Here is a 16,329-nt window from a genome sequence, read left to right as displayed (position 1 = left end):
GGTGTACCTGATACGGCTCAGCGTCTGGTTTTGGGGCTGCTGCGCAGCCCAACGCGGGGCAAGCCCGCTCGCCACAAAAGCATTCTCTGCGCAAAAAGGAGTAACCCATGGTCGGCACCAAAAAAAGCTATGAGCCCGCCAATCATGGACCGATTAAGGTGCAGCTTGCACAGCTATCGAGACTTCATCGCTGGCCTGAGTATCCACACCTTTTAGACAACCACCGAGTGCCCCCTGTGGCGAGCGGGCTTGCCCCGCGTTGGGCTGCGTAGCAGCCCCAAAACCCGTCACCGCGGAGTGCCTGAGGCAGCGCATTCATCTTTGTCGGGGCTGCTGCGCAGCCCAACGCGGGGCAAGCCCGCTCGCCACAAAAGCATTCTCTGCGCAAAAGGAGTAACCCATGGTCGACACCAAAAAAGCTATGAGCCCGCCAATCATGGACCGATTAAGGTGCAGCTTGCACAGCTATCGAGACTTCGTCGCTGGCCTGAGTATCCACACCTTTTAGACAACCACCGAGTGCCCCCTGTGGCGAGCGGGCTTGCCCCGCGTTGGGCTGCGTAGCAGCCCCAAAACCCGTCACCGCGGAGTGCCTGAGACAGCGCATTCATCTTTATCGGGGCTGCTGCGCAGCCCAACGCGGGGCAAGCCCGCTCGCCACAAAAGCATTCTCTGCGCAAAAGGAGTAATCCATGGTCGACACCAAAAAAAGCTATGAGCCCGCCAATCATGGACCGATTGAGGTGCAGCTTGCACAGCAATCGAGACTTCATCGCTGGCCTGAGTATCCACACCTTTTAGACAACCACCGAGTGCCCCCTGTGGCGAGCGGGCTTGCCCCGCGTTGGGCTGCGTAGCAGCCCCAAAACCCGTCACCGCGGAGTGCCTGAGACAGCGCATTCATCTTTATCGGGGCTGCTGCGCAGCCCAACGCGGGGCAAGCCCGCTCGCCACAAAAGCATTCTCTGCGCAAAAGGAGTAACCCTTGTTCGACGCAAAAGTCGCCATCATCGTGCGCGGCGCAGCGGTTCAGCGTGCAGGTCTGATCCCCGCGAGCCCGCACACTGATCCCCCCAAAGCAATCGTTAACTGGCAGAATCCCCTCCAACTTGATTGCTTTGGAGACCACCATGCTTCGTGCGTTTGAACGAAGACTCGACCCGTTCCCCCCTGACGAAGTCCCTCCGCCGCCAGAGGGCCTAGCACGGTTTTTGTGGGCCTGCACCCGCGGCGCGCGTGGCTATATTCTGGCGTTTGCGCTGCTGAGCGCTGCGGTGTCGATTTACGAAGCCTGGCTGTTTTCCTTCCTTGGCCAGGTCGTCGACTTGCTGTCGACCTGGCAGGCCGGCGGTGATGCGGCCGCGCAGGAAAGCCGTGTGTTGTGGGGTATGGGCATCGTGATGGTGCTGAGTGTCGGCCTGGTGGCGTTGCGCACGATGGTGCAGCACCAGATTTTGGCGATCAACCTGCCGTTGCGGCTGCGTTGGGACTTCCACCGGCTGATGCTGCGGCAAAGCCTTTCGTTTTTTTCCGATGAGTTTTCCGGGCGGGTCACCACCAAGGTGATGCAGACGGCGCTGGCGGTGCGCGACGTGCTGTTCACCCTGATCGAGATCCTGCCCGGCATCGGTGTGTACTTCATCGCGATCATCGCGCTGGCCGGCGGCTTCGCGCTCAAACTGATGCTGCCGTTTATTGCCTGGATCCTGTTGTTCGGGCTGGCCATGCTGTACTTCGTGCCCCGTCTGGGCAAAGTGGGGCAGGAGCAGGCCAATGCACGCTCGTCGATGACCGGCCGTATTTCCGACGCCTACACCAACATCACCACCGTGAAGCTGTTCTCCCATTCCAACCGCGAAGCGCATTTCGCCCGCGCGGCCATGGAAGATTTCAAGCAGACCGGCTTTCGCCAGATGCGCCTGGTCAGCCAGTTCGAGATCGTCAACCAGGCCCTGGTGGTGGCTTTGATCATGGCCGCCGGGGGCTATGCGCTATGGCTCTGGCACCAGGGCGAGATCGGCGCGGGCGCCGTGGCCGCGATCACCGCCATGGCGTTGCGCATCAATGGCATGTCCCACTGGATCATGTGGCAGATGACCTCGCTGTTCGAGAGCATCGGCACCGTGCAGGATGGCATGGGCACCCTGACTCGCGGCGCCAAGGTGCAGGACGCGCCGGACGCGGGTGAGCTGGTCACCTCCGGCGGCGCCGTCACCTTCGACAACGTCAGTTTCAACTACAACGGCGAGCGCCAGGTGCTCGATGGCCTGAGCCTGGACATTCGCCCGGGCGAAAAAATCGGTCTGGTCGGGCGCTCCGGCGCCGGCAAGTCCACGCTGATCAACCTGCTGCTGCGCTTTTATGACGTCGACAGCGGCACGATCCGGATTGACGGGCAAGACATCGCGCAGGTGACCCAGGACAGCCTGCGCAGCGCCATCGGCATGGTCACTCAGGATACGTCGCTGTTGCACCGCTCCATTCGCGACAACATCGCCTACGGTCGTCCCGATGCGAGCGACGCGCAAATCCGCATGGCGGCGGCCAACGCCCAGGCCGATGAGTTCATCAGCCGATTGAGTGACCGCCAGGGCCACACCGGCTACGACACGCTCGTTGGCGAGCGTGGCATCAAGTTGTCCGGCGGCCAGCGCCAGCGTGTCGCGATTGCCCGGGTAATGCTCAAGAACGCGCCGATCCTGCTGCTTGACGAGGCGACCAGCGCGCTGGACTCGGAAGTCGAAGTGGCCATCCAGGAAAGCCTCGATGAAATGATGCAGGGCAAGACCGTGATCGCCATTGCCCATCGACTGTCGACGATTGCTGCCATGGACCGACTGATCGTCATGGATGACGGCCGCATTCTCGAACAGGGCACCCACACCGAACTGCTCGCCAAGAACGGCATCTATGCGCGGCTGTGGCACCACCAGAGTGGTGGTTTTTTGGGTGAGGATCGCGGCGTGGCGGAGGTAATGGACTAAAGCCGGGAAGGGCAAGCCGACTCGCTGCGGGCGAGTCGGGATCACGCAATGGCGGGCACCTGAGCGCTGTCAGTAAACCAGCGGGATGACGATTTCCGGCGGCGTGGGGCTGCGCAGGTAATCCTCCTGCCTGACGCGTTCGGGCAGCTCGATCATCGGCACCTCGACTTCTTCATAGGGCATCTGCTTGAGCAAATGGTGGATGCAGTTGAGCCTGGCCTTCTTCTTGTTGTCCGCCTGTACCACCCACCAGGGCGCTTCGGGGATATGAGTGCGTTCCAGCATGATTTCCTTGGCCTTGGTGTAGGCCTCCCAGCGGCGACGGGATTCCAGGTCCATGGGGCTCAGTTTCCATTGTTTGAGCGGATCATGAATGCGGCTGAGAAAGCGCAGGTGCTGTTCCTGATCGGAAATCGAGAACCAGTATTTGATCAACTGGATCCCGGAGCGCGCGAGCATGCGTTCGAACTCCGGCACGGTGCGAAAGAACTCTTCGTATTGCGCCTCGTTGCAAAATCCCATGACCTGTTCGACGCCGGCGCGGTTGTACCAGCTGCGGTCGAACAGCACGATTTCGCCCGCCGCCGGCAGGTGTGAGACGTAGCGCTGGAAGTACCACTGCGTGCGTTCGCGGTCGTTCGGCGCGGGCAGGGCGGCGACTCGGCACACCCTGGGGTTGAGCCGCTGAGTGATGCGCTTGATGACCCCACCCTTGCCGGCGGCATCGCGGCCTTCGAACAGGATCACCACCTTGGCCCCGGTCTTGACCACCCAGCTTTGCAGCTTCACCAGTTCGCCCTGCAGGCGGAACAATTCGCTGAAATAAACCCTGCGTTCGGCCTTTTCGGGGCTTTCCTCCATGTGCTCATCCAGCAGCGCATTGAGGTCATGGCCGTCTTCGGTCAATTCCAGTTCCAGCTCTTCGTCACTGTGATCGAGCAGCTCACGGCGGATGCGCTGGATCAGGGCGTCGTCTGTTGCAGACATGGGAGACACTCGCGTGGGGAGGATGATCGAGTGTTAGTCGCATCTTGTTACGAAGTAATGACACGTAAATAAGCGTTTGACGCTGTAAAACGGGACAAAAACCTGCCTGCCATTCATTTTTCATAAAAACGTAACAAAGCTGCTGCAAAGTCCCGGGAGCCCGAAAATACAACACGGAGTTCCTTGAATGAAAAGCTTGATGAAGTCAGCTGCACTCGCCGTCGCGGTCTCACTAAGTGCCACTTCGGTGTTTGCTGCCGAAAGCATCCGCCTGACCGGCTCCGGTGCCAGTTTCCCGGCGCCGATCTATCTCACCTGGTTCAAGGATTTCAGCAAGAAAAGCGCGGGCGTGACGGTGGACTACCAGTCCAAAGGGAGCGGGGCGGGCGTACAGGATTTCCTCAACAAGACCGTGGACTTCGCCGCCAGCGACTCGGCCATGAAAGACGAAGACATCGCCAAGGTCGCCGAAGGTGTGCAATTGCTGCCGATGACCGCCGGCGAAATCGTGCTGGCCTATAACCTGCCGGGCAACCCCAAAGGGCTGAAGCTGCCGCGCGATGTGTATTCCGACATCTTCCTGGGCAAGATCACCAAGTGGAACGATCCCAAGATCGTTGCCGCCAACCCGGACCTGAAACTCAGCGATACGCCGATCACCGTGGTGGTGCGTGCGGACTCCAGCGGCACCACTGCGGTGTTCACCAAGCACCTGGCGGCCATCAACCCTGCGTTCAAGGACGCGATGGGTGAAGGCAACACCGTCAACTGGCCGGCCACCGACAAGTTCATCAAGTCGCCCAAGAACGATGGCGTGACCGCCACCGTACGCCAGACCCCGGGCGCGATTGGTTATATCGAATACGGCTTCGCCAAACTGGCCAAGGTCGACTTCGCCCAGTTGCAGAACAAGGCCGGCCACTACGTGGTGCCGAACGCCGAAAGCGGTGCAGAAGCACTGGCAGCGGTAAAAATGCCTGAAAGCCTGGTGGCCTGGCTGCCGGACCCGGATGGCGCCAAGTCCTACCCGATCACGTCCTACACCTGGATGATCTTCCGCAAGGACAACGGCAACCCGGCCAAGGCCAAGGCCATGCGCGAAATGGTTGAATACAGCCTCACCGAAGGTCAGAAAATCGCTGATTCGATGGGCTACATCCCGCTGCCGGCTTCGGTGGTTGAACAGGTTCGCAAAGCTTCAGCCAACATCCAGTAAGGCTTGCCAGCTCACTCCCGGCGCAGGCACTCCGCCTCGCCGGGAGCGCGTCCTCCCTGTTTCGGAAGCAACCCATGAACTCACCTTTTGTCGTACCGGTTAACCCGGACTCTGCGTGTCAGCCACCGTCCACCAAGGATTTTGTGGTTGACCGCACCTTCCGTGCGCTTGCACGCATCGGCGTGGTGCTGGTGCTGGCGCTGGTTTTCGCGCTGGTGTTCGAAGTAGGGCGCAAGGCGCTTCCCGGCATGGAAAAGCACGGCTTTGACGTGCTGCTGGGCAGCGTCTGGGATGTCAATCAAGGCAAATACGGCATTCTGCCGGCGATCTGGGGCACGCTGTACAGCGCCTTTATCGCATTGCTGATCGCCGGTGTGTTCGGCGTCAGCATGGCCATCTTTCTCACCCAGGATTTCCTCCCGGCCAAGCTGGCTGCGGTGTTTCGTACCATCGTTGAACTGCTCGCGGCCATCCCCAGCGTGGTGTACGGCCTGTGGGGCATCTACGTGGTCATCCCGGCCATCCGGCCGCTGACCGCGTGGTTGAACACGGAGCTTGGCTGGATCCCGTTTTTCGGCACGTCCTTGAGCGGCCCCGGCTTGCTCCCGGCCGCGCTGGTGCTGGCCATCATGATCCTGCCGACCATTGCCGCCGTGTCCCAGGACGCGCTCACCGGCGTGCCGATGAAAACCAAACAGGCGGCTTACGGCATGGGCACCACCCACTGGGAAGCGATTCTCAAGGTGATGGTGCCGTCGGCGGCCACCGGTATCTTCGGCTCCCTGGTGCTGGGCCTGGGTCGCGCCCTGGGTGAAACCATGGCCCTGGCGATGCTGGTCGGCAACGCGAACAATATTTCGCTGTCGCTGTTCGCCCCGGCCAATACCCTGGCGGCCTTGCTGGCGCTGAACTTTCCCGAAGCCGGGCCGAACGAGATCGAGGTGTTGATGTATGCAGCGCTGGTGCTGATGTTCATCACGCTGCTGGTCAACGTGGCGGGCTCGATGCTCATGCTTTACGCCCAGCGGGGGACCAAGCAATGACCAACCTCACCACGCCCGACATCGCGCTGCCCAGCCTGCAGCGCCGCTTCGAAGGCCGCGCCCTGCGCAGCCTGGTGTTGACCACGCTGGTCTGGCTGGGGGCGCTGCTGGCCAGCGTACCGCTGATCTCCGTGCTGTATATGCTGATTACCCGGGGCGGGGCGCGCCTGAGTCTTGAACTGTTCACCGAGCTGCCGCCCACCGGTTTCGAGACCGGCGGCGGTTTCGGCAACGCCATGGCCGGCACCCTGGTGATGGTCGGTATCGCGGCGGCCATCGCCGTGCCGGTCGGCATCCTCGCGGCGGTGTTCCTCGCCGAGCTGGGCCCCGACAGCAAGCTGGCGAGCGCGGCGCGCTTTGCCGCGAAAATGCTCACCGGCCTGCCGTCGATCCTGGCCGGCGTGTTTGCCTACGCCCTGGTGGTGATGACCACCGGCACTTACTCGGCTCCTGCAGGGGGCGTGGCGCTGGCCGTGCTGATGTTGCCGATCGTGGTGCTGACGGCCGAAGAGTCGATGAGAATGGTGCCCAAGATCATGAAGGACGCCGCGTACGGCATGGGCTGCACCCGTTCCCAGGTGATCTGGAAAATCGTTCTGCCCACCGGCATGCCGGCGATCCTCACCGGTGTGATGCTGGCCGTGGCGCGCGCCGCAGGCGAAACCGCCCCCCTGTTGTTTACCGCGCTGTTCAGCAACTACTGGATCTACCACGACGGCAACCTCGCCGTCATGAACCCGACAGCCTCGTTGGCCGTGCTGATCTACAACTTCTCCGGCATGCCGTTCGACAACCAGCTCGAACTCGCCTGGGCGGCCTCGCTGGTGCTGGTGATGATCGTGCTGGTGGTGAATATCGTGAGCCGTATTTTCGGCAAACCCAAGTATTAAGAGCGGGAGCACCTGAATTTTGAACGTATCAACTGCGCAAATTGCTGCTCCGTTTGTGACCGACTCGCCTGTGGTCATGGACTGCAAGCTGGACAAGATTTTCTACGGCAACTTCATGGCGGTGCGTGACAGCCACGTGCCGATCGAAAAAAACAAGATCACCGGCTTCATCGGGCCGTCCGGCTGCGGCAAGAGCACTGTGCTGCGCAGCCTCAACCGCATGAACGACCTGGTCAAGGGCTTCCGCTTCGAGGGCCATGTGCATTTTCTCGGCCAGGACGTGTACGGCAAGGGCGTCGACCCGGTGGTGGTGCGTCGTTACATCGGCATGGTGTTCCAGCAGCCGAACCCGTTCTCGATGAGCATCTTCGACAACGTCGCCTTCGGCCTGCGCCTGAACCGCTACAAGGGCGACCTGGGCGACCGCGTGAAGCACGCGCTGCAGGGCGCAGCGCTGTGGGACGAGGTCAAGGACAAGCTCAAGGTCAGCGGCCTGTCGCTCTCCGGCGGCCAGCAGCAACGGCTGTGCATCGCGCGCGCCATCGCCACCGAGCCTGAAGTGCTGTTGCTGGACGAACCGTGCTCGGCCCTCGACCCGATTGCCACTCGCCGGGTCGAAGAGCTGATGGTCGAGTTGAAGAAGGACTACACCATCGCGCTGGTGACCCACAACATGCAGCAGGCAATCCGTGTTGCGGACACCACCGCGTTTTTCTCGGTGGACATTTCCCAGGGCACGCGCACCGGCTATCTGGTGGAGATGGGCGCCACTGCGCAGATCTTCGGCACACCCCGTGAGCAAATGACCGAAGACTACATCAGCGGCAAGTTCAGCTGAGCATCACCGCCTCATCGACACCGCCTACCTGCAAACGCCAAATGGAATTGGCGGGCATCCGGTAGATTTTCCTGCCTCGGTTTTCCAAGGAGTTTCAATGTCTGTAACGCATCGCCTGGATTTGCCGGCCATTGAGCGCGCACTGCGTGAAGTGCAGGATCGCTTCGCCGAGCTAAGCCGGCACTTCACCGAGCCGCGCGACCCCCTGACTGACGAAGTGCTGCACAATGTGCTTGAAGGCTACGCGTTGATTGACGACTATGTCGCACGCGGCGTCGACCTGTTCGATCTGCACCAACTGAACCTGATGCTGGAGATCAACGCCGTGGTACTGTGCGGTACAGACCCGGCGCGCCGGCTGGAATACGCGCAGCACCTGGCAGCGACCGAGGAACACTTCTTCAACAACGTTGAAGGCGGGATCAAGGATCTGTTCAATTGGTACTGTGCGTATCGCAGCGAGTCGGTCTGGAAGCGTGCGGCCGGCGTCTATGTACGCATTCTCAGCAAGCCGCAGCTGTTCATTGAAGGTAACAACCGCAGCGGTTCGCTGATTGTCAGCTATTTGCTCATGCGCGCAGGTTTACCACCCTTCGTGCTGACGCTGGAGAACGCCGAGGGCTATTTCAATCCGTCCTCGGTGATCCGCAACTCTGCAAAACATGGAGTCAAGGCGTTGTACGAATTGCCCAAGATCAAGAAGAAATACGCGGCCTTTCTGGAACATCAGGCACCCGCCCCAGGCAAGTTTTTCCTGGGCGACGGCCCCCGGCCGCTGCATCAGGGAGGCCATTGATGCGCGCCTTTCCACGCATGCGTATTTCCTTCGATATCGACGACACCCTGGCCTGCCAGCAGCATCACTGCGCGGCGGAAACCAGCCGGCTGCCGGCCTGCGTGCATCGATGGCTGGGCGAGCCGCTGCGGGTGGGCACCCGTGCGCTGATCCGCGAATTGCGCCGCCAGGGCTGCAGTGTCTGGGTTTATACCTCGTCCGGCCGCACGCCGTCCTACATCCGCCGCTGGCTGTTGCTCTACGGCATCCGCGTCGACGGTGTGGTCAACAGCGTGCTGCATAATCGCGCCCTGACGGTACACGGCCTGTCCAACGCGCCGTCGAAGTACCCGCCGGCGTTCGACATCGACCTGCACGTCGATGATTCCGAGGGCGTGCGCATCGAAGGGGAGGATCACGGGTTTCGCGTGGTCGTGGTTGACCCGCAGGATGCCCGCTGGACGCACAAGGTTCTGCACGCCGCTGCCCTGGTGCAGGGGCAGCTTGTCTGGCAGCAACTGATCAGACGCCCGCGGCCCGCCCGCCAGCGCACCCGCTCACTTGTATAAAATCGCCTGATGAATGTCCTGCAGCGCCATGATGCGCTGCGCGGCATTGAGCTTGATCGCCTCCTTCGGCATGCCGAACACCACGCAACTGGCCTCGTCCTGAGCCACCGTGGCGGCGCCGGCGTCGAGCATTTCCTTCAAGCCCCGTGCGCCGTCGTCGCCCATGCCGGTCATGATGATGCCGGTGGCGTTCTTGCCGGCAAAACGCGCCACCGAGCGAAACAGCACATCCACTGACGGACGATGGCGGTTGACCAGCGGGCCGTCGATCACCTGCGCGTGGTAGTAGGCGCCGCTGCGAGTGACCATCAGGTGCTTGCCACCGGGGGCGATCAGCGCCAGGCCCGGCAGGATGCGGTCGTTGTTGCGCGCCTCGCGCACTTCGATCTGGCACACGCTGTTGAGGCGTTCGGCAAAGGACGCGGTGAATTTTTCCGGCATGTGCTGCACGATCACCATCCCCGGGCACACCCTCGGCAACGCCGTCAGCACGGCCTCCAGCGCCTGGGTGCCGCCGGTGGAGGTGCCGATGGCGACGATGCGTTCGGTGGTCTGGGCCATGGCGTGGCCGTTGGCGGCGGGCAGGATCGCGTCGGCGCTGAGCTTGCTGGCCGGGGCGGGCGCGGCGGCAGGCCTGACGGCGCGTTTGCCGAGGTTCTTGACGTTGGAGTTGGCCGCCGCGCGGATCGCCGCCACCAGTTCGGCGGCCGAGTCGATCAGAAAGTTCTTCAGCCCGGTGGTGGGCTTGGTGATGATTTCCACGGCGCCGGCCGACAGCGCCTGCAACGAGGTTTCCGCGCCTTTCTGGGTCAGCGAGGAGCAGATCACCACGGGCGTCGGGCGCTCGCTCATGATTTTGCGCAGAAACGTGATGCCGTCCATGCGCGGCATTTCCACGTCCAGCACGATCACATCCGGCCATTCGCGGGCGAGCTTGTCCATGGCGAAAATCGGGTCGGACGCCGCGCCCATCACATGGATGTCCGGCGTGTCGTTGAGGATCGCCAACAGCACCTGGCGCACCACGGCCGAGTCATCGACCAGCAGCACGCTGATTTTTTTGGTAGGCATTTATTGGAGTGTTCCCATTGGTTGGTGCCGGACCCAGACGTTGCCGTTCCACAGGTCGAACACAATCGTGCGATAGCCGGTGCTGCCCATGTCCTGTGCGGCCAGGTGCAGGTGATGGCGCTCGGTCAGGGCCAGCGCCGCGCGGATATTCAGGCTGGCCACGTCCTGGTCCGGCAGGCGGCGCTGCTGTTCGGGGAACATCTCGCCGCCGCCGAACAGCTTGACCTGATAGTCCTGCGCCCGCGTGCCGTTGACGTGGGCGTGGCGCAGCAGCAGCTCAAGTGCCTCGTCGCCGTACTTGCCGTCCAGGGGCTGGCCCTTGCGCAAGCGCGCCGGCAGCATGAAATGGCACATGCCGCCGATGCGCCGTTGCGGGTGCCAGAAGGTGAACGCCACGCAGGAGCCGAGCAGGGTGCGCAGGCGCATTGGCCGCGTCGCAAAGCTCACCTGGCCTGGCGCCAACACCACTTCGGGCGCATCGGCGGGCTTTTTCATGGCTTGCAGTAAATCGACGGCGCCACCAGCTTCAACGTGTCGTTGACGCCGTTGAGGCTTTCCGAGTGGCTGATGATGAAATGCCCGCCGGGCCTGAGCAGCGGCAACAGGCGCGCAACCACCTGGCTCTTGGTCTGCTGATCGAAGTAGATCATCACGTTGCGCAGGAAGATCACGTCGAACTCGCCCAGGCCGGGCAGCGGCTCGTTGAGGTTGACCTGCACGAAATTGACCCGGCTGCGCAAACGCTTGTCGATCAGGAAGGTGCCCTCCTGGCGTCCGATGCCCTTGAGGCAGTATTTGCTCAACAGCGGCTGGGGCAGGGTGCCGGCGCGCTCCATGGCGTAATGCCCGCTGCGTGCCTTGGCCAGCACCTGGGTGCTGATGTCCGAGCCGATCACCTCCCACGGCGTGGTGCCCAGGCCTTCGGCCAGGGTCATCGCCAGGCTGTAGGGCTCTTCGCCGGAGGAACTGGCTGCGCTCCACACGCGAAACAGCTTGCCCGGCGCCGCCTTGGGCAGCACCTGCTGGCGCAGGAAATCGAAATGCTTGGGCTCGCGGAAAAAATAGGTTTCGTTGGTGGTGAGCAAATCCAGCGCGACCTGCAGTTCGCCCTTGCGCTGGTCGCTCATGATCAGCTTGAAATACTCCCCATAGCTCTCCAACTCATAATGCTTGAGGCGTTTGAACAGGCGTCCGGCCACCAGTGCCTTTTTTGCCGGCGACAGATTGATGCCAGCCGCGCGGTACAGCCAGGACTGGAACTGACCGAACTCGCGGTCATCAAGCGACGAGGTATCTGGCATGACCGGGCCTCAACGCGCGTCGGTATCGAGTGCTGGCGCCTGGCCAGCCTCGGCGAGGCTGGACATCTCGTCGATGGACAGCACCTTGTCCACCTCCAGCACGATCACGAACTTGCCTTCGACCTTGGCCATGCCGCTGATGAAATCGGCGCGAATGCGCGCGCCGAAGCTGGGCGGTGGCTCGATCTGCGCCGCCGGGATTTCCTGCACCGCCGACACGGTGTCCACCAGCAGCCCGATGTCCTGGGGCTGACCGTCTTCGGTACGGGCTTCGATGATGACCACGCAGGAGCGCCGGGTGATGGCCGAATTCTGCCGGCCAAAGCGCGCCGACAGGTCCACCACCGGCACCACAGCGCCACGCAGGTTGATCACGCCACGCACGAACGCGGGCATCATTGGCACCACCGTCAGGCTGCCGTATTCGATAATTTCCTTGATGCCCAGAATGCCGATGGCGAACATCTCGCCGCCGAGCATGAAGGTCAGGTATTGCGCATCCTCGTCGACCGCAACCGCGGTATGACGGGAAGGGGTTACTGCGCCCATGTGATTCTCCCTGTGAGCCCGTAGCGTCGCGTGCGATCAGAAACGGGTGAATTCCGATTCGTCGGGGGCGCTGGCCATGCTGTAGGCAAATGCCTTGCGCGGTGCCAGCGCAGCCGGACGCGGCGGCTGGCGGTTGGGCTTGTTGCCGGTGTCCACCGCGCTGCTGTGCACCGTGGCCCTGGGCGACGCATCGAGCACGAAGAAGCTCATGGCCTGCTGCAGCTGTTCGGCCTGGCTGCTCATTTCTTCGGCGGTGGCGGCCAGTTCCTCACTGCTCGAGGCGTTCTGCTGCGTCACCTGGTTGAGCTGGGTCATCGCCGTGTTGATCTGTGCGACACCGGCAGCCTGCTCCTCGGAGGCGGCGCTGATTTCCTGCACCAGGTCGGAAGTCTTGTTGATCGACGGCACCATTTCGCCGAGCAGCTTGCCGGCGGTTTCGGCCATCTCCACGCTGCTGGACGACAACTCGCCGATTTCCTGCGCGGCCACCTGGCTGCGTTCCGCCAGCTTGCGCACCTCGGCGGCCACCACTGCGAAGCCCTTGCCATGCTCGCCGGCCCGGGCCGCTTCGATGGCCGCGTTAAGGGCCAACAGGTTGGTCTGGTAGGCGATGTCATCGATGATGCTGATGCGCTGGGCGATCTTCTTCATCGCCACCACGGTCTGCTGCACCGATTCACCGCCTTCGGTGGCTTCCTTGGCAGCCTTGCTGGCCATGCCGTCGGTGACCTTGGCGTTCTCGGTGTTCTGGTTGATGCTGGCGCTCATCTGCTCCACCGACGCGCTGGTTTCCTCGACGCTGGCAGCCTGCTCGCTGGTGGCCTGGCTCATCGATTGCGCGGTGGCGCTGACCTGTTCCGAGGCACTGGCGAGGTTGTCGGCGGCATTGCGCACTTCGCCGATGATGTGCGCCAGTTTGCCGACCATGTTGCGCATGGCATTGAGCACCATGCCGGTTTCGTCCTTGGCGCCGCTGTCGATATGCGCGTTGAGGTTGCCCTCGGCCAGTTGCTCGGCGGCGGCCGCTGCCTGGCGCAACGGACGCGAGATGATTCGCGCGATGAACAGCGCCAGGCCCAGGCCGATCAGCAGGGCCACGACCAGCACGACGATGATCGACAGACGTGCATTCTCGTACAGCGCAGTGCCGTGGTCCCCGGCGACCGTGGCGCCAGCGTCGTTGAGTTCAATCATTTTCTGCAGGCGGGTGGTCAGTTCATCGAAGTGCGTCTTGGATTCGCCACGCAGCAGGGCACGGGCCTGGACTTCCTGATTCTGCCGGGACAGCTCGAACAGCTGCTGGCTGGCCGCAAGGTAAGCGGCCCAGGCACTCTTCACACCGGCCAGCAGTTGACGATCTTCTTCGTTGGACAGCAATTGCTCGTAGGTACCCAGCCGGGTTTCGAATTGCTGGCGCGCCTCGACGGCTTCGCGTTCGGCCTGGGCTTTTTCCTCGAGCACTTCGGTGCTGATGTTGCGGTTTTCCTTCAAGCGATAGTTGGCGGCGAAAAATCGCATGCCGGCCGCCGCGCGCATCGACGGCATCCAGTTACCCCGAATGTCCTGGGCCGCCTGGTTGACAGAGCCCAGCTGGAGGATGGCGAACCCGCCCATCACCGCCGTCAGCGCCAGCACCACCAGGAACGAGCTGATCAGCTTGGTGGAAATTTTAAGATCGTAGAACCATTTCATCGGGGGAACCTCCATGGAGTTGCAAATACATCAGCGGACGACGACCAAGGGCGACTGAGGCGCCTGGGCCGTACGGGCTTCCAGTTGTACGATTTGGCTGAGCAGGGCGGGCACGTCCAGAATCAACGCCACCGCACCGCTGCCCAGGATGGTTGAGCCGCTGATGCCGCGCAGTGCGCCAAACAGCTTGCCCAGGGGTTTGATCACGGTCTGGAACTCGCCGAGCAGGTCATCCACCACGAGCCCGGCCTTGTGCTCGGCGTAACGCACCACCACCACATTCTGGCGCCGCGCCGGCGGGCCTTCGTGGCTGAAGTGCTCACGCAGGTCCACCAGCGGCAACACCTCGCCGCGCAGGTCCAGATAACCCTGGTCGCGGCTCGACTGGCGCTGGTGTTCGTCCAGCTCGATGCATTCCTGCACCATGTCCAGCGGAATCACGTAGGTGGACTGATCGATGCCGACCAGAAAACCGTTGATGATCGCCAGGGTCAGCGGCAGGCGAATACGCACCACCGTGCCCTGGCCGGGGCGACTGTCGAGATCGACGGTGCCGCGCAGCAAAGTGATGTTGCGCTTGACCACGTCCATGCCCACGCCGCGCCCGGACAGGTTGGTGACCGCCTCGGCGGTGGAGAACCCGGCCTCGAAGATCAGGTTGTAAATCTCCTGATCGGTGAGTTGCGCGCCGCTGGCGACCAGCCCGCGCTCCTGGGCTTTTTCGAGGATGCGCTCGCGGTTGAGCCCGGCGCCGTCGTCGGCGATTTCGATGACGATGCTGCCGGAGTCGTGGTAGGCATTCAGGCTCAGGTGGCCCTTGCTCGGTTTGCCCGCCGCGTGCCGCGCTGCGGCATTTTCGATGCCGTGGTCCATGGCATTGCGCAGCAGGTGCATCAGCGGGTCGCCGATCTTTTCCACCACCGTTTTGTCCAGTTCGGTTTCCGCGCCGCTGATGAGCAGGTCGATGTCCTTGCCCAGTTCCTGGCTGACGTCGCGCACCACGCGGCGAAAGCGGTTGAAGGTGTCGCCAATGGGGATCATGCGCAGGTGCAGGGCGCCATCGAGGATCTCTTCCACCAGCCCGGACACGGTGGACGTGGCCTCCTGCAACGGGTCGTTGTTGCACGAGCGCGCCAGCAGGCTGGCGCCGGCGCTGGCGATCACCAGTTCGCCGACCAGGTTGATCAGTTCGTCGAGTTTGTCGGCGTTGACCCTTACATAGTTGCCGTCGCGGGGTTTTGCTTCGCTGCTCGTCGCCACACGCTGGGGCGCCGGCGTCAAGTGTTCGGGGGGCGCGACCCGTTCGGTGCCGCTGAGTGGTTCCTCAAACGGCGTGTCGTCGATGGCGCTGATGTGCACTTCACAGTCGTCGCGCACGAAGTCGAAGACTTCATTGAGCGTGGCGTGGCTGGCCGCCGAGCGCAGGTCGATCTCAAAGCCCAGGTAGCAGCTTTCCGCGTCCCAGCTGTCCAAGGGCGGAAGGCGGTCGGTCAGGGTGGTGACCTGCAGTATCTGGCCCAGGGTATCGAGGTAGCGCAGAAAGGACAGCGGGTCCATGCCGTTGCGGAACACGTCCACGCCAAAACGCAGGGAAATGTGCCACAGCACGTCGCCTTGGGTGTCGTTGACCTCGGCAGTCATCGGCACGCCGGCCACCGCGTGGTCCGTGCCCTGATAGGCACTCAGCGCCTGGCGCAGCGCCGCTTCGCGCTCGAGCGCCGGCGCTTGCAGCGCTTCACCTCGGCTGGCCACCACGTCGATCAGCTCGAGCATGTGATCGCCGGACTTGAGCAGCACTGCGATCAGCGCGGCGTCCACCGCCACACTGGCATCGCGCAGGCGGTCGAGCACGTCTTCGACGATGTGGGTAAAGCTCACGATCGGCTCCAGGCCGAACAGGCCGGCGGAGCCCTTGATGGTGTGTGCGGCGCGGAACACCGCGCCGATGGCATCCTGATCGCCGGGCTCGCTTTCCAGTTGCAGCAGGGATTGCTCCATGGCCTGCAACAGTTCGCGTGCCTCGACGATGAAAGTCTGTTGTGCCTGATCGAGGTTGATACTCACCTGGACACTCCTTTGTCGTGCTTTGAACGGGGCGGTGGGCGCTAGAAGGCGACGCCGCCACACAAGGTGAAGGTTTGCTCGACCGCCGGGCTCTGGCCGGCCAGGCTCAGGACCGTGCCGCGGTGCTCGGCTTCGCGGTGGATCACCGCGAGCAATTGCAGGCCGGCGCCGTCCATCTCGGTGACCTGGGACAGGTCAAGCGCCAGGCGCGGCGCCGTGCCCAGTTGCGGCAGCAGCGCGGCGGCCAGCTCGGCCACGGTGTAGATCGTCAGTTCACCGTCGATGCCCACGCAGGTGGTGCCGTCAACGGTTTCGCAGGTAATCGGCATGGGAGGCCCTCCATGGCGCCA

The 16,329-nt window shown here is 62.8% G+C and carries 14 protein-coding genes and 1 pseudogene; 7 read left to right on the top strand and 8 right to left on the bottom strand.

Annotated features, from left to right (window positions below; genetic code table 11):
• Window positions 1-1,130 precede the first annotated feature (1,130 nt).
• Entirely contained in the window at window positions 1,131-2,984 is a 1,854-nt protein-coding gene (locus JOE32_RS05540; protein WP_209982126.1) for an ABC transporter ATP-binding protein, read from the top strand.
• 69 nt (window positions 2,985-3,053) lie between these two features.
• On the opposite strand, the gene ppk2 is transcribed toward JOE32_RS05540, so the two are convergent.
• Window positions 3,054-3,971 carry a polyphosphate kinase 2 gene (gene ppk2 / locus JOE32_RS05535; protein ID WP_209982124.1) on the bottom strand — a complete coding sequence of 306 codons (918 nt, stop codon included), beginning with the start codon at window positions 3,969-3,971 and terminating at the stop codon, window positions 3,054-3,056.
• A 187-nt stretch (window positions 3,972-4,158) separates the two neighbouring features.
• Here ppk2 and pstS point away from each other — a divergent pair, with 187 nt between their 5' ends.
• The 6 genes from pstS to JOE32_RS05505 all read left to right on the top strand — a co-directional run bounded on the left by pstS (window position 4,159) and on the right by JOE32_RS05505 (window position 9,302).
• Entirely contained in the window at window positions 4,159-5,187 is a 1,029-nt protein-coding gene (gene pstS / locus JOE32_RS05530) for a phosphate ABC transporter substrate-binding protein PstS (RefSeq protein ID WP_209982122.1), read from the top strand.
• A 74-nt stretch (window positions 5,188-5,261) separates the two neighbouring features.
• Window positions 5,262-6,230: a phosphate ABC transporter permease subunit PstC gene (pstC, locus tag JOE32_RS05525; protein WP_209982120.1), complete on the top strand. Its 969-nt coding sequence runs from the start codon at window positions 5,262-5,264 to the stop codon at window positions 6,228-6,230.
• Window positions 6,227-7,120 carry a phosphate ABC transporter permease PstA gene (gene pstA / locus JOE32_RS05520; protein ID WP_057010278.1) on the top strand — a complete coding sequence of 298 codons (894 nt, stop codon included), beginning with the start codon at window positions 6,227-6,229 and terminating at the stop codon, window positions 7,118-7,120. Before pstC ends, pstA begins: the two co-directional genes overlap by 4 nt.
• Before the next feature lie 76 nt (window positions 7,121-7,196).
• Window positions 7,197-7,958, top strand: a complete 762-nt coding sequence (gene pstB / locus JOE32_RS05515) for a phosphate ABC transporter ATP-binding protein PstB (RefSeq protein ID WP_057010279.1) — start codon at window positions 7,197-7,199, stop codon at window positions 7,956-7,958.
• A gap of 97 nt (window positions 7,959-8,055) precedes the next feature.
• Window positions 8,056-8,754 carry a hypothetical protein gene (locus JOE32_RS05510; protein WP_209982118.1) on the top strand — a complete coding sequence of 233 codons (699 nt, stop codon included), beginning with the start codon at window positions 8,056-8,058 and terminating at the stop codon, window positions 8,752-8,754.
• Entirely contained in the window at window positions 8,754-9,302 is a 549-nt protein-coding gene (locus tag JOE32_RS05505) for a hypothetical protein (RefSeq protein WP_209982115.1), read from the top strand. The genes JOE32_RS05510 and JOE32_RS05505 overlap by 1 nt, the downstream gene beginning before the upstream one ends.
• On the opposite strand, the gene JOE32_RS05500 is transcribed toward JOE32_RS05505, so the two are convergent.
• The 7 genes and pseudogenes from JOE32_RS05500 to JOE32_RS05470 form a co-directional block, all read right to left on the bottom strand.
• Window positions 9,291-10,373 carry a chemotaxis response regulator protein-glutamate methylesterase gene (locus JOE32_RS05500; protein ID WP_209982114.1) on the bottom strand — a complete coding sequence of 361 codons (1,083 nt, stop codon included), beginning with the start codon at window positions 10,371-10,373 and terminating at the stop codon, window positions 9,291-9,293. The two genes, JOE32_RS05505 and JOE32_RS05500, sit on opposite strands and share 12 nt — an antisense overlap.
• Window positions 10,336-10,868, bottom strand: a pseudogene (gene cheD, locus JOE32_RS05495) (chemoreceptor glutamine deamidase CheD). Before cheD ends, JOE32_RS05500 begins: the two are co-directional and overlap by 38 nt.
• Window positions 10,865-11,674, bottom strand: a complete 810-nt coding sequence (locus JOE32_RS05490; protein ID WP_209982110.1) for a protein-glutamate O-methyltransferase CheR — start codon at window positions 11,672-11,674, stop codon at window positions 10,865-10,867. Before JOE32_RS05490 ends, cheD begins: the two are co-directional and overlap by 4 nt.
• A 9-nt stretch (window positions 11,675-11,683) precedes the next feature.
• On the bottom strand, window positions 11,684-12,223 hold the full coding sequence (locus tag JOE32_RS05485) for a chemotaxis protein CheW (protein WP_209982108.1): 540 nt from the start codon (window positions 12,221-12,223) through the stop codon (window positions 11,684-11,686).
• Between the two features lie 36 nt (window positions 12,224-12,259).
• Complete coding sequence (locus JOE32_RS05480; protein WP_209982106.1) at window positions 12,260-13,915, bottom strand: methyl-accepting chemotaxis protein; 1,656 nt, start codon at window positions 13,913-13,915, stop codon at window positions 12,260-12,262.
• A gap of 30 nt (window positions 13,916-13,945) precedes the next feature.
• Complete coding sequence (locus JOE32_RS05475; RefSeq protein WP_209982104.1) at window positions 13,946-15,979, bottom strand: chemotaxis protein CheA; 2,034 nt, start codon at window positions 15,977-15,979, stop codon at window positions 13,946-13,948.
• A gap of 41 nt (window positions 15,980-16,020) precedes the next feature.
• A complete protein-coding gene (locus JOE32_RS05470) occupies window positions 16,021-16,308 on the bottom strand; it encodes an STAS domain-containing protein (RefSeq protein WP_209982102.1) in 288 nt (95 codons plus the stop codon).
• Between the last annotated feature and the right edge of the window lie 21 nt (window positions 16,309-16,329).

This window comes from Pseudomonas sp. PvP025, from assembly GCF_017832155.1.
GTDB lineage: Bacteria > Pseudomonadota > Gammaproteobacteria > Pseudomonadales > Pseudomonadaceae > Aquipseudomonas.
Note: the sequence above shows the minus strand (reverse complement) of the source record. Positions and strands in the feature narration are given on the sequence as shown.

Bases quoted from the DNA above. Each gene is read 5' to 3' on its own strand.
- pstS (WP_209982122.1), top strand. From the start codon at position 4,159: ATGAAAAGCTTGATGAAGTCAGCTGCACTCGCCGTCGCGGTCTCACTA.
- pstA (WP_057010278.1), top strand. From the start codon at position 6,227: ATGACCAACCTCACCACGCCCGACATCGCGCTGCCCAGCCTGCAGCGC.
- JOE32_RS05470 (WP_209982102.1), bottom strand. From the start codon at position 16,308: ATGCCGATTACCTGCGAAACCGTTGACGGCACCACCTGCGTGGGCATC.
- pstC (WP_209982120.1), top strand. From the start codon at position 5,262: ATGAACTCACCTTTTGTCGTACCGGTTAACCCGGACTCTGCGTGTCAG.
- JOE32_RS05510 (WP_209982118.1), top strand. From the start codon at position 8,056: ATGTCTGTAACGCATCGCCTGGATTTGCCGGCCATTGAGCGCGCACTG.
- JOE32_RS05485 (WP_209982108.1), bottom strand. From the start codon at position 12,223: ATGGGCGCAGTAACCCCTTCCCGTCATACCGCGGTTGCGGTCGACGAG.
- pstB (WP_057010279.1), top strand. From the start codon at position 7,197: ATGGACTGCAAGCTGGACAAGATTTTCTACGGCAACTTCATGGCGGTG.
- JOE32_RS05480 (WP_209982106.1), bottom strand. From the start codon at position 13,915: ATGAAATGGTTCTACGATCTTAAAATTTCCACCAAGCTGATCAGCTCG.
- JOE32_RS05490 (WP_209982110.1), bottom strand. From the start codon at position 11,674: ATGCCAGATACCTCGTCGCTTGATGACCGCGAGTTCGGTCAGTTCCAG.
- JOE32_RS05500 (WP_209982114.1), bottom strand. From the start codon at position 10,373: ATGCCTACCAAAAAAATCAGCGTGCTGCTGGTCGATGACTCGGCCGTG.
- ppk2 (WP_209982124.1), bottom strand. From the start codon at position 3,971: ATGTCTGCAACAGACGACGCCCTGATCCAGCGCATCCGCCGTGAGCTG.
- JOE32_RS05505 (WP_209982115.1), top strand. From the start codon at position 8,754: ATGCGCGCCTTTCCACGCATGCGTATTTCCTTCGATATCGACGACACC.
- JOE32_RS05540 (WP_209982126.1), top strand. From the start codon at position 1,131: ATGCTTCGTGCGTTTGAACGAAGACTCGACCCGTTCCCCCCTGACGAA.